Source organism: Rheinheimera mangrovi (assembly GCF_003990335.1).
In the GTDB taxonomy this organism is placed as follows: Bacteria; Pseudomonadota; Gammaproteobacteria; order Enterobacterales; family Alteromonadaceae; genus Pararheinheimera; species Pararheinheimera mangrovi.
Window position 1 is genome coordinate 1,571,196 of record NZ_CP034683.1, and the last position, 13,595, is coordinate 1,584,790.

General features: G+C 43.9%; 14 protein-coding genes. 5 read left to right on the forward strand and 9 right to left on the reverse strand.

The annotated features are described in order from the left end of the window. The first annotated feature begins 8 nt into the window (after positions 1–8). Genes EK374_RS07175 through EK374_RS07190 form a run of 4 tightly spaced genes read left to right on the forward strand, consistent with a single transcriptional unit; the run spans position 9 to position 3,594 of the window. Complete coding sequence (locus tag EK374_RS07175) at positions 9–1,817, forward strand: methyltransferase (RefSeq protein ID WP_127021476.1); 1,809 nt, start codon at positions 9–11, stop codon at positions 1,815–1,817. Next, positions 1,810–2,217, forward strand: a complete 408-nt coding sequence (locus EK374_RS07180) for a nucleoside-diphosphate sugar epimerase/dehydratase (protein WP_127021478.1) — start codon at positions 1,810–1,812, stop codon at positions 2,215–2,217. The genes EK374_RS07175 and EK374_RS07180 overlap by 8 nt, the downstream gene beginning before the upstream one ends. A gap of 59 nt (positions 2,218–2,276) precedes the next feature. After that, positions 2,277–3,179 carry a nucleoside-diphosphate sugar epimerase/dehydratase gene (locus tag EK374_RS07185; protein ID WP_127021480.1) on the forward strand — a complete coding sequence of 301 codons (903 nt, stop codon included), beginning with the start codon at positions 2,277–2,279 and terminating at the stop codon, positions 3,177–3,179. Positions 3,180–3,204: 25 nt separating this feature from the next. Further along, positions 3,205–3,594, forward strand: a complete 390-nt coding sequence (locus EK374_RS07190; protein ID WP_127021482.1) for a nucleoside-diphosphate sugar epimerase/dehydratase — start codon at positions 3,205–3,207, stop codon at positions 3,592–3,594. Here the strand turns inward: EK374_RS07190 and EK374_RS07195 are convergent. Then, on the reverse strand, positions 3,577–4,824 hold the full coding sequence (locus tag EK374_RS07195) for a CDP-glycerol glycerophosphotransferase family protein (protein ID WP_164731837.1): 1,248 nt from the start codon (positions 4,822–4,824) through the stop codon (positions 3,577–3,579). The genes EK374_RS07190 and EK374_RS07195 overlap by 18 nt on opposite strands. An 82-nt stretch (positions 4,825–4,906) precedes the next feature. Between EK374_RS07195 and EK374_RS07200 the strand changes: the two genes are divergently transcribed. Continuing rightward, a complete protein-coding gene (locus tag EK374_RS07200; protein WP_127021486.1) occupies positions 4,907–6,367 on the forward strand; it encodes a glycosyltransferase in 1,461 nt (486 codons plus the stop codon). On the opposite strand, the gene EK374_RS07205 is transcribed toward EK374_RS07200, so the two are convergent. From EK374_RS07205 to EK374_RS07240, 8 genes are all read right to left on the reverse strand, one after another. Further along, positions 6,321–7,502 carry a phosphonoacetaldehyde reductase gene (locus EK374_RS07205; protein ID WP_127021488.1) on the reverse strand — a complete coding sequence of 394 codons (1,182 nt, stop codon included), beginning with the start codon at positions 7,500–7,502 and terminating at the stop codon, positions 6,321–6,323. The two genes, EK374_RS07200 and EK374_RS07205, sit on opposite strands and share 47 nt — an antisense overlap. Then, positions 7,489–8,619, reverse strand: a complete 1,131-nt coding sequence (aepY, locus tag EK374_RS07210; protein ID WP_127021490.1) for a phosphonopyruvate decarboxylase — start codon at positions 8,617–8,619, stop codon at positions 7,489–7,491. The genes EK374_RS07205 and aepY overlap by 14 nt, the downstream gene beginning before the upstream one ends. Then, positions 8,620–9,921 carry a phosphoenolpyruvate mutase gene (gene aepX, locus EK374_RS07215; RefSeq protein ID WP_127021492.1) on the reverse strand — a complete coding sequence of 434 codons (1,302 nt, stop codon included), beginning with the start codon at positions 9,919–9,921 and terminating at the stop codon, positions 8,620–8,622. 219 nt (positions 9,922–10,140) lie between these two features. Further along, complete coding sequence (locus tag EK374_RS07220) at positions 10,141–11,316, reverse strand: acyl-CoA reductase (RefSeq protein ID WP_127021494.1); 1,176 nt, start codon at positions 11,314–11,316, stop codon at positions 10,141–10,143. Further along, positions 11,313–12,401 carry a LuxE/PaaK family acyltransferase gene (locus EK374_RS07225; protein ID WP_127021496.1) on the reverse strand — a complete coding sequence of 363 codons (1,089 nt, stop codon included), beginning with the start codon at positions 12,399–12,401 and terminating at the stop codon, positions 11,313–11,315. The genes EK374_RS07220 and EK374_RS07225 overlap by 4 nt, the downstream gene beginning before the upstream one ends. Then, entirely contained in the window at positions 12,391–12,594 is a 204-nt protein-coding gene (locus EK374_RS07230) for a hypothetical protein (protein ID WP_127021498.1), read from the reverse strand. The genes EK374_RS07225 and EK374_RS07230 overlap by 11 nt, the downstream gene beginning before the upstream one ends. After that, the gene (locus EK374_RS07235; RefSeq protein ID WP_127021500.1) at positions 12,591–13,337 is read right to left on the reverse strand and encodes an SDR family NAD(P)-dependent oxidoreductase; all 747 of its coding nucleotides are present in this window, start codon (positions 13,335–13,337) and stop codon (positions 12,591–12,593) included. Before EK374_RS07235 ends, EK374_RS07230 begins: the two co-directional genes overlap by 4 nt. Further along, a complete protein-coding gene (locus EK374_RS07240) occupies positions 13,337–13,594 on the reverse strand; it encodes an acyl carrier protein (RefSeq protein WP_127021501.1) in 258 nt (85 codons plus the stop codon). The genes EK374_RS07235 and EK374_RS07240 overlap by 1 nt, the downstream gene beginning before the upstream one ends. Position 13,595: the final 1 nt, after the last annotated feature.

The window sequence follows — 13,595 nt, forward strand, 5'->3', positions numbered from 1 at the left end:
GACATACTATGAATAGAGTGATTGGAGAGTTGGCTCATGATTTTTGGAAAAATGCCGAACGTTCTAAGCTCGCTCCTGACAGCATGTATAAAAAGCAGCACAGCATTTTAAATACATATATCCTGCCTTATTTTGAATCTGACAGTAGTCTTCTTGATATTGGGTGTTCAGACGGCGAGTTCACTCAGGTGCTTGCTAAAAAGTGTAAAGAAGCTGTAGGCGTAGATTTGTCGGGGCATCTTATTGATTTAGCTAGAGAGAAGTATGGCTCATCCGGAAAAATTAAATTCCAGGTTCTGGATCTATTAAAAGATAGTATATATGAGCACTTCGATATCATTTCCTGCATGGGAGTGTTCACTTGCCTTCCAAAAGATGATGACTTTAAAAGCATTGTTCATAAAATAGATGAGTCACTAAATGCAGGTGGTTATCTTGTAGTTAAAGACTCGTTGATGCTTTCCGGCAACCAAGATGTATACTATAACGACGATAGTTATGAAGCCATTTATCGCGCTGAAAAAAATTATCTTGCTGAGTTTGAAAAATATGGTTACAGCTTATTACAACGTCATGAGCTTCATCAGGGTAAAAACGCAGGCCAGGTAAGCGTATTATATTTGTTCCGCAAGCAGCCAAGACGACAGAAGCTTTTAAAGAGTGCGGTCGACGGAAAGATGAACGTGGCCATACTATATCAACTGCCTGAATCATGGTGTAATGTCGAATCGTTCTGGAATGCAGCTTCGAATTCTAGTGAGGTTGATTGTACTATTATTGTCAGCCCATTTTTACATCAAGATATAGTTTGGAATAAAAATAAAATAAAAATGGACCTAGCCGAAAAAGGCATTCCATTTGTGTTTTATGATGAAATCGATATAGAAAATTCAGCATTTGATGTTTTCCTTTATACGTCTCCCTATGATTCGACACGGCCCATTCCATTAGCTGTGGATGTTATAAAAAACATAGTTGGTTCGGTTGCTTATGTTCCCTATGGATTGGAAGTCGGAGGCGGGACTGTTAATCTTAAATTGCAGTACGCACAACCTGTAGCGCTAGAGTCATCAAATATTTTTGTTCGCTCAGAAGGTGCCAGAGACATGTTTAGAAAATATTGTCCTGCGGGAGATAAGCATATATCAGTGACGGGGCACCCTCGGATGGATAGGCTTTTTAATCTCCATCTGTTCAATATTGATCAAGAGCTTGTGCAAGAGATAGGAAATAGAAAAGCCGTACTATGGAATCCTCATTTCAGTTTTGATCAGGAAATGTGGTCTACCTTTGATATATTTAGTGAGCTCATTTTCGAGTTCTTTTCTAAACAGGAAAATGCAGTTCTTATATTTAGACCACATCCATTTTTATGGAAAAAATTAGTTAATCTCAATATTATTTCTGCTGACCAGATCAACGAACTGAAAATTGAACTTCGTTCGATAGGCGTGATCGTCGATGAAAGGGAAGATTATCGCCATTCCTTCTTTGTTAGCTCTGTTCTTTTGTCTGATGTTAGTTCTTTCCTCATGGAATTTCTTTCGACCAGTAAACCCATCATATATTTGAAAAACAAAAGAGGACTTGGTTTGAACGATGAGGGCAATAAATTGGTCCATCTTTGTTATGAAGCTGAGTCTAAAGAAAGTCTTACAAACCATTTGACGAAGATACTGGATGGGAAAGATGAGCTCAGACAGAAAAGGGTAAACGCAATACCTGAATTTTTCACTAAATTTGATGGTAATTGTGGTGAGAGAGTCTTAGGTCGGTTACTCGATTTTGTTCGCAAAGGAGGGGGATGGCATGTCTGAATTAGATAGCTGGAGTGGAAAATTAAGTACTCATAAGAACATAGCTAATTTATTAAATGGATTACAAAAAATAAGGCATGAGAAGGACTTGAAGTTCCAAGCCGCAACAGAGTTTTTTGCAGGCTTTGAAAATAAGAAGATTGCAATATTTGGTTCTGGCCAGGCGGGTTACCGTTGTTTCAGGCAATCAAAACATATTTGTAAAGTCGTCTGTTTTTTGGATAACGACTTAAATAAAACTGGTAGTTTTATCGATGGAGTTGAAGTGCGAAGTCTTCAAGGATTAAACATCTCTGATATTGAAGTTATTTGTATTGCATCTCAGTTTCATGCAGAAATATCTTATCAGTTGTCCACAATGAAAGAGCTTGCAGGCGTGAAAGTTTTGGTGTGGAAATGAACTCTACGCTATTTTTTTCATTGGTTTTTTTGCTTCAATAATTGCATTAGGACGTCGTTATGAGAAAAGTACTGTTATTTGGTGCAGGCCCCGGTGCGGTTAACTATATAAATAATCAGAAAGAGCACTGCCACTTTGTTGGCTTTATAGATAATGACAGTCGTAAACATGGCGGCAAATACGCGGGTTTACCTGTGTATGGTGTCGACGCATTATCCTTACTTGATTACGATAAAATTGTGATTACGACTCAATGGGTTGCTGATGTCAGAAGGCAACTTATTGACCAGCTCCTAATTGATGAAGCGTTGATTGTTGTGCCTGCGAAGGAGCAGCTCAAAGCGCTTAAGCCATTTGAGCATGCGGCAACATTAGTTCTGGCGAGTCAGCTGATAGCTAAGTTATCTCAGCAAGCTCAGCATGATCAACTGATGTTGTGGGTAGACTTCGGTACTTTGTTGGGGTTGGTTCGTGACGGCGATATAATCCCCTGGGATGATGATGTCGACTTTGCCATTACCCCGGATTTAGCTCCATTTTTTTCACATTGGCTTGCTGAACAAATGGTTAGTTTATCTGCGCCTGAAGGTTGGTCTATAGACGTATTGTGTGATGCCCACGAGCGGATCCAAAGCGTGTTGCTTCGTTGGCAGAATTCTGAAGAAATAAGGCCTTTTACTGTATCTTTCAGTGTGCGCGAGGAGATAGAAGGTCAAAGCCGACATATGCCCAGTTTGGGAATGTGGTATGCGCCAGCCAAACATTTTTCGGCTCAAGATTGGTTAAAGTGGAATGGGGTTGAGGTTCCGGTACCCAAAGACAGCGAATCTTATTTAAGTTTTGTCTATGGAGACTGGAAGGTACCAAAGCGAGAGATGCAATTGACGGATTATGCAAACTTGCAAGAATCTAGTTTTGAACAGTTTAAAGCTGCTGGCTTACATTCAAAGAAAGTTTATTAATAATTTTAGTGAAAAGGATGTCATTATGGAGATAAAACCGCGAATTGCTTTATTTGGTGCAGGCAGTGGTGGGTTGAATGCGTATGAATATCTTAAGAATGATTACGAGCTAGTCGTTTTTGTGGACAATGATAAACGCAAACATGGACAAATGTTAAATGGATTTCGGATCATTTCACCACAGGAATTGCGCGATTTTCCGGTAGATAAAATTGTTATAGCCAGCACCTATGGTTTACAGATCCATCACCAGCTGATTTTCGAAGAAAAGATTTCTCCTGAAAAAATTATACGTTTATCTGTATCTATGCTAACAAAAGCTAATCCTCTTTATTATATTGCAGCCTTTACTGTTGCAGCTTTCTGGATATTATCCGCTTTTGTAGTGGTCGCAGCATTACTGTACTGGTTGTAATAAATGTTCTAACTTAGTCATGCTTTCTTTAGTTGAAAAATAGTAATTCGCTAACTTCTCTTGGCGAAGTTTATATTCTTTTTCCCAATCATCGCTATGGCTTAAGTAACTTTCTAATTGATTTAACAACTGAGAAAAGCTTTTTGTTAATGGGCCTGCTTCGGTTGAAAATTGCTCATAATCGGGTAATACACCAGTAAAGTTTTTATATTCCTCTTGATCATAGGGGATTTGAATGATCGGTCGTTGTAGCAATAAGTAATCTATCAATACACCCGAATAGTCACTTATAAGCATGCTGCAACAATCTAGCACTGTATTCAGATCGCACAGAAAAGATAACGCCATAATATGTGATGATTGCGCAAGGGTTTGGTTAATTTCTGCAGCAGTTTGGCTGACTCCTCTGTGCTGATATTCAACATAGGAGCAACTATGCCATTTTGTGATCAGTAAGGCGTTGTATTTTTCCAGCAATGCATTGAGCGCATTAATATCTTCAGTACTCGCTGCGCCCATAAACTTATCCATACCTGTATCACGCCAGGTAGGGAAGTAACCTATCAAGGTTTTTCCGGTTTGTTTTAGTTGCTGGCGCAGTTGAAGTTCTTCAGATGATAAATAAGGACATGCTGCATCGAGTAATTGCTGATTACGTGGCAGGTTGGCTGCAACAACATTCTCTAAAGGCAGCTCAAGTACCATACTCATATATTCAAAATGGGCCTGTGTTGGGTAGGCTAGATACTTTTTATGATGTTGGCTGTTCTTGCGATACCACCAGTCATGCAGTCGGCTTTGTATATCTTTACTTTGCCAGGGTTTAATGTTGTCCAGACTTTTTAGCGGCACACCGTGCCAAAGGTTTAACCATTTCGCTCCTATACCACTAAACCTGTGTATGTCTGTGAAACTAACATCAAAAATATGCCAATCAGCTCTAAACCCATACCATAGTCCCTTCATACTTGTTGGGTGAAAACTCATAATGCCAGCTTCGATCGCTTGAGCTCGCACTTCTGCAGATGGGGATATCCAAATAATAGTTTGCTTGGGCCAATTGCGACGAGCTTGTAGAGCAAAATGTCTGGCATTATCTGCAAAGCGAAGACCTTTTGAACCTCCGACAACCCAGATTTTCTTACTACGTGGAATCAGCCAGGACGCAATAAGTGCTGCATGGTAGCGCCAATGGTAGCCAAGAAATGTAAAAAATGTCGTCCAGTTCATAATAAACTCTGAAAAGTTGATTATAGTCAGTGACATAGTAAAGTGATAACTGTATAAAATAAATCAAAATGTTGGGGGTATCATGGTTTTATTGCCGCGAGTGTCATTGTTTGTATTTTGCTATCAACAGGCTGATTTTATCGAGCAGGCTGTCAATGCTGCACTGGCGCAAGATTATAGTAACCTGCAGATTATTATTTCAGATGACGCATCTTCTGATGATACTTACCGTCTTGTTGAATCTATTGCAGCGCAGTATCGTGGTCCGCATCAGTTGACGCTCAATAGAAATGTTCAGAATCTGGGGATAGGTCGGCATTTTATCCATATTATGGATAATCTTGTGGATGGTGAGTTAGTTGTCGCATCTGCAGGTGATGATATTTCTGCGCCAAACAGGGTTAGCCGAATTGTTGAAGAATGGCTTGCTCATGGCAAGCCTGCGCTGGTTGCACATGGGCTTGAAGAAATTAATGAGTTGGGACATTCATTTGCAGGCAGCCGAACTGTGCAATACAGGGTCCAGGAACAACCCTTTCAATGGCCTCAAAGCATGGCATTGCATGACTATCTGAGACATCCGTATCCATTACCTTATATTGGAGCCGCACTGGCGTACAGAACTGATGTCTATATCAAGTTTGGTACTCCTGCTGCAGAGCCATCCTACGAAGATCACTTGATGTATTTCAGGGCATTACTCGCAGATGGTATGCATTATTTCCCCCAAGAACTGGTGAAGTATCGCCGGCATGCGAATAACTTTACTGCAAAACCAACCAAGCCTAAGCCCAAAGTCTTAAACATACCATTGTTGTATCAAAACCTGCTGCAGGAAACAATGACGTTTGCCGCTAATAAGGTTGGTGTGTTTCGACTGCACCAACTTACAACCCAGCAATGGCTTGATTACCGAAGCGCCGTGCAGTCGGGACAAACGAGCGCTGATGTGACAGTGGTTGCGACAATATGGCAGATATTAATCTCGCGTCATCGTCGATTGCTTCTCTTAAAGGGCGGTACTGGTGAGCGGGTACGATTTTTTCGTTACAGAGCGCTTCAAGTGTTATGGGCTCTGCGCTACAGATTTGGCAAGACTCAATACCGGCATCACGACAGTCTTTTAAATGCAGATTACGCGCCTGCTCTGCGTACAGTTGTATTTGGTGCTGGTACTGGTGGTGAGAGAGCGTTGGCCAATCTTAGCGGAGGGTTTCATGTTGTTGCTGTGTGCGACAATAATACCAAGCTGCACGGTGGTCAATTCTGTGGTTTGCCTGTCATCAGTCCTGTCCAATTAAAGCAGGGCATTGACGCTATTGATTGTATTATTGTCGCAAGTACATTTTTTCATGAAATTAAAGCTAAGCTAACCGAGGAGCTGGACATACCGGCTGGAAAAATCAGCCGGGCATCTTATGCCTGCATTACTCAGCCCTATCCATCAGGGGTCGCCGCTGCGCTCACCTCTGCCCTTATTATATCTATAGTCGTTACTATGGTAATAGCGCTGTCAGCTCTACTGATACTTGTGCCGTTTTAAGCAGTACTTCAGTGCGTTGCAACAGCTGTGTCAGATCTGAGGCGGCAAATGGCATGATAAAATTACCTGCTCTGTCTGGGTGAAACATTTCATTTGTATGGCTATAAATCTGCGGAAAATTGATTTTAGCTTGTAGTGCCTGTTCCAGTGGCAGTTGTTGCAATAAGTTTTGGGCAAGTCGCAGAGTAGAACTCAGATGAGCACAGTTTGTTGAGGATTGCACCATTTCCAGTAGAGCTGGCAAGGTAAAACTGCATGCAAGCCCATGGGGTAGGGCATAATGGCTAGTGAGAGGATAACTAATCGCGTGGGCGATAGCTGTCCTTGTTGTACTGATCGCCAGACCTGCTAACAAACTGGCCGTTTGCATCCCCTGCCGGGCTTCAAGGTTGGATGGCATTAATAAGGCTGTTATGAAATGATCCGCCAACAAAGCAATAGCTTGTTTTGCATAGGCTTCACTCATAGGCGTACTGTGCTTATTCCACAATGATTCAAGACTGTGCGACAAAGCATCTAAACCTGAATACAGAGTTTCATCTGCTGGCAGACTCAAGGTCAGGCTGGCGTCCAATAGTGCGACATCCGGATAAACACTGTCGCTGGCCAGCGAATATTTTTGCTTGTGTCTGTTATCCCAAATAGTAGCGAAAGGCGTTACTTCAGAGCCAGTACCTGCGGTAGTTGGAATTAACAGCAGCGGTAGTCTGGAATTCGGCTGTTTGATACTTTTTTCTCGAAATAACTTGTTTAGAGGTGAGCTTTCGGCTTTAGCCAAGGCCAGCATTACCGCCATGGCTTTAGCCGCATCCATGGCACTACCGCCTCCTAAACCTATTACCGCTGCAACCGGATAGCATGCATACTGTTCGATCCAGTCATCAATGCTGTCTATATCCGGATTGGCAGTGACCTGATCTATTACCAGTAGCTGAAAAGGCAAAAGCCACTCTGCCAGTTGGGCTGTAACACCACGTTTGGTGAAGCCAGCTGTAGTGATTAGGAGTACGGAAGTTTGAGCTTTAGAAGACTGTTCCGGCAGGACCAGTTGCAATGCAGATCGCAGAGACTGCTGCAAAGGGCCGCTACAAATACGCACCGGTTGGTAATGTGTCCAAAGGTTATTCACTGACATGACCAAGATGTTCCATAAAAGCCAATTTGTTTTGCTCTGGTGTGCTTTTTGGTCTGGCTAAATCAGCTCTTGAACCACAAGCAATAGTGATCTCAAGCATATTCGGTCCAGATACCGCCGCACATTCGTGCCATATCTGCTGCAATTCAGCAACTGACGATGCTTTGTAATAATGGCGATAGCCAAGTGCAAGCGCCATCGATTGAATATCGATATCTCCTGCGACAGTTTGTTGGCCGCCAACAGACTCATGAGCACCATTATTCAGTACTACGTGTAACAAATTATCAGCGTTGCTTTGTCCTATGATAGCCGCAGCACCAAGATGCATTAATAATGCGCCATCGCCGTCCAGACAAACCACTTTTCGATCAGGCCTTGCCAGTGCCAGCCCAAGAGCTATTGAACTGGCATGACCCATTGAGCCTACAGTTAAGAAGTCGCGTTGTGATTGGCCTGCTTGCTCTCTCAGTTCATAGAGCTCTCGCGAGGTTTTCCCTGTAGTCGCTATGAGCGCTGTTTTGTCGTCCGTCAGCTGTAGTAGAGTCTTGAGGGCCATTTCCCGGCTGAATTGGCTGGATGCGATGGATGCCGCTGCAGATGTATAAGCAGAGAATGTGTCTTTATGAACCAACAAGGCTACTGGGCTTTGAGTGTGCTGCATAGCTGTGGTGGCTTGTAAAAGTACTTCTCGGAAGTCACTGGCTGCAGTCAAACTGAAATAGGGCACATCAAGCAAGCTTAACATTTGTGGTGTGATCTGGCCTTGTTTGACATGCTGAGGTTCGTCTTTGACGCCGGGCTCGCCGCGCCAGCCAATGATAAGCAAGGCGGGGATGCGGTAGACCTGCGCATCGGTCAGTGACGTCAGGGGATTGACCACATTACCTAAGCCTGAGTTCTGCATATAAACACAAGCTGGTTTACCTGAACCCAGATAATAACCAGCCGCCATCGCCAAAGCACCGCCCTCGTTAGCAGTGATCGTATGTTGGCCTGCTGGCAAGGTATCATCAATGTAAGCACATAGACTTTGTAATAAAGAGTCTGGTACTCCGGTAAAGAAGTGGATGCCAAGCTTACTCAGCTCTGCAGAAAACTCCGCCGGGCTTATCATTTATTTGCCTCCGGGTATCAATTCGAGAATTTGCTGAATGGGCATCATATCGGCGTCGGCTTCCGCAGAGCGACTATGGGTCAATATAGACTGTGCTGTTTTGACCATTGCAGGATATGCACTACGCAATAACTGATTGGCATAGATCACCACATTCACGCCGTGGTCTATCAGTTCCTTTTCAGTAACTTTATTGTAACTGGAAGGGACAGCCACCAAGGTTTTACGGTTTTCTAGCTGATTATATCTTTTGCAGAATTCAAAGACTTCATCTGGCGTTTTTTCTCTGCTGTGGATCATAATGCCATCAGCTCCAGCGTCCAAAAACGCTTCAGCCCGCTCCATCGCGTGATCAATGCCCATGCCTAAAATCAGGCTTTCAATGCGGGCTATAATCATGAAGTCGCGAGTAGCCTGTGCATTTTTACCAGCACGAATTTTTGCGCAAAAGTTTTCAATACTGTCCTGAGTTTGCTCGACATCAGTGCCAAACAAGGAGTTTTTCTTCAGGCCTGTTTTATCTTCTATGATCACTGCAGAGACACCAAGACGTTCCAGTGTTTTAACTGTAAAAACAAAGTGTTCAGTCTTTCCGCCTGTATCACCATCATAAATAATAGGCTTGGTGGTTACTTCCAGCACTTCGTTCAAGGTCACCATACGCGATGATACGTCAACAGCTTCAATATCAGGTTTACCTTTGGCGGTTGAGTCGGTCAGGCTACTGCCCCACATTCCATCAAATTCCTGCAATCCGTTCGCTGTATTTACTTTCGTATTTTCGATGATCAGGCCAGACAAGGCGTTGTGTATATCTAAAAAGCGAACTAAAGGTTTAGCTGCCAACATTCGACGCAGCGAACGCAGACGCACGTCAGGGGTGGTACCAATTTCTTTCATTGCAGCGTGTAAACGGGTAGAGGATATACCTTGAGTGTAAGGTACTTCTACCAGCTTTCCGTCCCATTGGGCTAAAGCATCGATCACTCTTTGCCGGGTTTTTGCCTGCACACCGTCTTGCCAGTCGTCACCATGCACGACAAAATCAGGTTTTAAAAGTTCCAGATTTGGCACGTAATCCAAAGTGGTTTGCGGGACCACCTGGCTTACGCCTTTGATATTTTCGATCACAATTTTACGTTGCTCGAACGTCATAAAAGGCACTCTTTTATAACTGGCAATAGCTTGATCTGTTAATAAACCTACGGTGACATCACCCAATTCAGCCGCTTTTTTCAGAATGTTCAGGTGGCCTGGATGAACTAAATCGGCACTCATGCCTACATATACTGTCTTTGTCATAAAAATCCCTGAATCATAATACGGAGGAGGTCAGACGTATAACCCAGACAGGTTATCGTCCAACGCTGAAATTTATTTACATATTCTTTGTTATTTTCTGCTGTCTGGCCGGAATTTTCCGCTGATACCTTTATCATTTCTTATTATTTATCTACTGATAATTTGTTTAAGTAGATAAAAACAAACAGAACAACAGTACAGTTATGATGTCTTGTAAATTTACAACACACACACCATCTTACGGCTAAACTGCTCGATCAAATTCACGCCATCCCAATCCGGACTAAAGCTCAATGCTTGTCCTACTGGGACCACCCGATCCAAACCTGTATGCACAGTTGCCAGCCAGTTTTTCAGAAGCATCGTTTCTATGCCATACACAGTTAAAGTTTGATGCGCCTGAGTCAGCATTGGGCTTAATTGGTGTAGCTCTGAAAGCTGCAGTTCGATAAATAAGCCGCAGCCTTGATGCTGATGAATAAATCCTGCTTCTAAGCTGCTCGCAGCCAAACGGGAAATACTTTGCTGCTGAGTCAGCATCAATTGGTGTTCACTGCTCATAATCAACTGCTGTGCTGTGGCTAACGCCTGATACTGCTCACTGGCATTCAAAGGTTGTTTCTGCTGGATAAGCTCGGTTAACACAGGCCAAAATTTTTGCTGCGCTTGTTGCACTTGCTGCGTATTCCCTAACCAAATCACTGCTTTGGCGGAAGAGCAGCCTTGTTGGGCAAAGGTGAGTTGATCGCGATAAAACAGCTGTACCAGCTGTGTAAATTCAGGCTGATTTGTATCCAACAGTGATTGTGCGTCAAGCAAACACAAAGAGAACTTATGGCCAAAGCTTAACTCGCGGGCATGGGCTGGCATGCTCAATTGGCGCTGCGCTTGTATGGCTTGGTCTGAACCCCATAACACCCGGCCATCCACAGTGCTGACCAGATTTTTTAATTCAGAGCTGTCATAGTTGCATTGCACTAACTGGAATCGAGCATTTTGCTGTGGATAAGCGTCGGCCAAGCTGCGGATTTTTTCAATCAATACCGCTGTGCTGCCGCCGCTTCGGCTGGATAAACGAATGACGTTTTTATTGCCGCAGAGCAAGCTTAAAATACCGGAATAAACAAATAAGCTGTCAACATTGGCAGGGGCACTATGAAATACTAACCCCAGAGGTTGGCGCAAAAATTTAGCTGTTTGATAAGGCGCCAGCAGAGGCTTTAAATTAGCCTGCCGTAACCAGAAACCCAAGGCTATTAAATCCGGAAAATCCCGGCTTTGGGGAGCTTTTAGTAAAGCTTCAGACAAGGCCTGACAATAAGCAAAATCTTGTTCGGCAAAAGGTTGCTGCAGTTCTGCTGCGACCGCTGCAGGGTTTAATAGAATCCAGCTCATAGGGCGGTTTCCTGCTTTGCTGATGGAGAGAAGGTATCACTACAGCCCCGAGCTTCGGCCTGCGGCAAGCGGCCTAAAATATGGAAATATTTACCCATACGGCCACAAGGGCAGTTGTCTTCGCCTAACAGCACTGCGCGGTCTTCTGATAACAAACTATGGCCCGGATAACTGCGGGGCAAAGTGGAGATTAACTGCAACACCCCTTCTTCTCCCACTGCTGCTGTCTGCCAACTGCCCGGTGTACGTACCAGCACATCGGCGTAACTGGGACAATGCAGATGGCCTTGTTCGCATTCGACAAAAATAGCGCCGACTTGCTCTACCATGCCGTAAAAGTTATGCACTTTGCCAATACCGGTTTGAGCCAGTACCTGTTGTTTAAAGGTGGTATTGTCGACGGCCTGGTCCTGCAGTTTTTTCCAGCCACCGCTATGCAGTAATAAAGCCTTTGGCAACGAAATAGTTTTTTGCTGGTGTTTTAATTGCTGAATAAAAAACTGCCAGACCATATAAGTAAAACCAAACACAAAGACAGGACCATCGCCAAACTGCTGGCAAAACTGTTCAACAGCTTCAAAGTTAATGCTCATATCATCATTGAGGGCATAACAATGATTACGGCCCATAAAGGACAGGCCCTGAATACCGGCGCCGCGGGCGGAGAAATTGCTGCGATCTTTAATCACGCCTGGGTGGTCAATAATCAGCATCGGCAAACGGGCTTTGCCTAACCAGTGCTGCATTATTTTCACCAGAATTTTTGACTGAATAGCTGCCGTGGCGCTGTCGAGCACAATACGGGACGGTGTGCCTGTAGTGCCACTGGAATACAGCACTTTAAACACATTTGCATCAGGTACTGATTGCAGCTTGAGTTGCTTAAATAGCCGTACCGCCAGATAAGGTAACTGAGCTGTGGTCTGTGCTGAGTTTTGTGCTTCATCAGGCCATTGAGCAGTCAGCAAATGCTGATAGGGCAAGCAGTGCTGTTGATGATGTTGGGTCAGCGCATTAAGCTCTTGCAACAGCAAGGGCTGTTTTTCCGCTGCGCTCAGGCTATATGGCTCACGTTCAATCAGCATATGAGCTCTCCGTTTTAATCCAAAATAGGTGCAAAACATCAGCTTTTTTCTTGATAGACGCAAGTATCACATTCAATTGCAATGCTTTGAATAAAGACTGCAGTAAAGCGTTCGGCGAGCTGAAATCAGGTTTTTGAGGAGAGGCAGAATCATCAGCGAGCTGCGTTTTGAGTGTAAAAATTAAACCTTTCATAGACTAAAACCACCATCAACAGCCAGAATATGGCCAGTGACATAAAGTGCTTCGTCTGAGCATAAAAATTTGATCACTGCGGCTACTTCATCTGCATGTCCCAGGCGGCGTAGGCTGATATTCTGCATCAAGAGCTGTTTTTTCTCTTCACTGTAATGGGCTGTTAAATCAGTTTCAATAAAACCTGGTGCAACAGCATTGACACGGATACCCAAAGGGCCCAATTCTTTAGCAAGGGATTTTACCAATGAGGATACGGCTCCTTTCGTAGCCGCATAAATAGCCTGTCCTGCGGAACCTGATTCAGCCACTTTAGAAGATAATAAGAGTAAATGCCCGCTACGGTGCCAAAGCATCATTTTACTTACGAGCTGGCATAACTGAATTGTAGCGCTTAAGTTCAGCGCGATTAGATGGTCCATATCTGCTAGTCGGGTAAAGCTAAGAGGTGCTTCATGCATTTCCCCGGCACAATGTACAAAATTAGTTAGTGCTTTGCCTTGCAGCAGGTTTTGTAGTTGCTTAAAGAGTATGACAAGGGCATCCCGGTCTGTGATGTCCACTATGTGAATAGAAACTTGCGTTCCTGCCGCCTGACATTCAGCTTGTACTTGTTGTAAAGCAGCTGCATCCCGCGCCACTAAAATCAACTCGTGACCTGTAGCTGCTAGTTTTAGCGCTGTAGCCCGGCCTATGCCGCGGCTGGCTCCTGTAATAAGGCTGACAGGCGCATGAGCCGCCATTAAAATGCAACTCCGTATTTACCTAGTATGGTTTTGGCTTTAGCGACCGAACTCATATCAATAATATCGTCGGTATCGAGCATCAGATTAAATACGTTTTCCAGCTCGGCAATCAGCAGCATATGGGCGGTGGAATCCCACTCTTTGATGCTGTTGTAGGCTAAATCATCATGAATTTGACTCTCTGCCACTACTAAAGCGTTGGCAAAAGCGGTAGTGAGTTTGGCTGTGTTGGTTTGAATTAGCTCGTTGCTCATA

Bases quoted from the DNA above. Each gene is read 5' to 3' on its own strand.
- EK374_RS07175 (WP_127021476.1), top strand. From the start codon at position 9: ATGAATAGAGTGATTGGAGAGTTGGCTCATGATTTTTGGAAAAATGCC.
- EK374_RS07180 (WP_127021478.1), top strand. From the start codon at position 1,810: ATGTCTGAATTAGATAGCTGGAGTGGAAAATTAAGTACTCATAAGAAC.
- EK374_RS07185 (WP_127021480.1), top strand. From the start codon at position 2,277: ATGAGAAAAGTACTGTTATTTGGTGCAGGCCCCGGTGCGGTTAACTAT.
- EK374_RS07190 (WP_127021482.1), top strand. From the start codon at position 3,205: ATGGAGATAAAACCGCGAATTGCTTTATTTGGTGCAGGCAGTGGTGGG.
- EK374_RS07195 (WP_164731837.1), bottom strand. From the start codon at position 4,824: ATGAACTGGACGACATTTTTTACATTTCTTGGCTACCATTGGCGCTAC.
- EK374_RS07200 (WP_127021486.1), top strand. From the start codon at position 4,907: ATGGTTTTATTGCCGCGAGTGTCATTGTTTGTATTTTGCTATCAACAG.
- EK374_RS07205 (WP_127021488.1), bottom strand. From the start codon at position 7,502: ATGTCAGTGAATAACCTTTGGACACATTACCAACCGGTGCGTATTTGT.
- aepY (WP_127021490.1), bottom strand. From the start codon at position 8,619: ATGATAAGCCCGGCGGAGTTTTCTGCAGAGCTGAGTAAGCTTGGCATC.
- aepX (WP_127021492.1), bottom strand. From the start codon at position 9,921: ATGACAAAGACAGTATATGTAGGCATGAGTGCCGATTTAGTTCATCCA.
- EK374_RS07220 (WP_127021494.1), bottom strand. From the start codon at position 11,316: ATGAGCTGGATTCTATTAAACCCTGCAGCGGTCGCAGCAGAACTGCAG.
- EK374_RS07225 (WP_127021496.1), bottom strand. From the start codon at position 12,401: ATGCTGATTGAACGTGAGCCATATAGCCTGAGCGCAGCGGAAAAACAG.
- EK374_RS07230 (WP_127021498.1), bottom strand. From the start codon at position 12,594: ATGAAAGGTTTAATTTTTACACTCAAAACGCAGCTCGCTGATGATTCT.
- EK374_RS07235 (WP_127021500.1), bottom strand. From the start codon at position 13,337: ATGGCGGCTCATGCGCCTGTCAGCCTTATTACAGGAGCCAGCCGCGGC.
- EK374_RS07240 (WP_127021501.1), bottom strand. From the start codon at position 13,594: ATGAGCAACGAGCTAATTCAAACCAACACAGCCAAACTCACTACCGCT.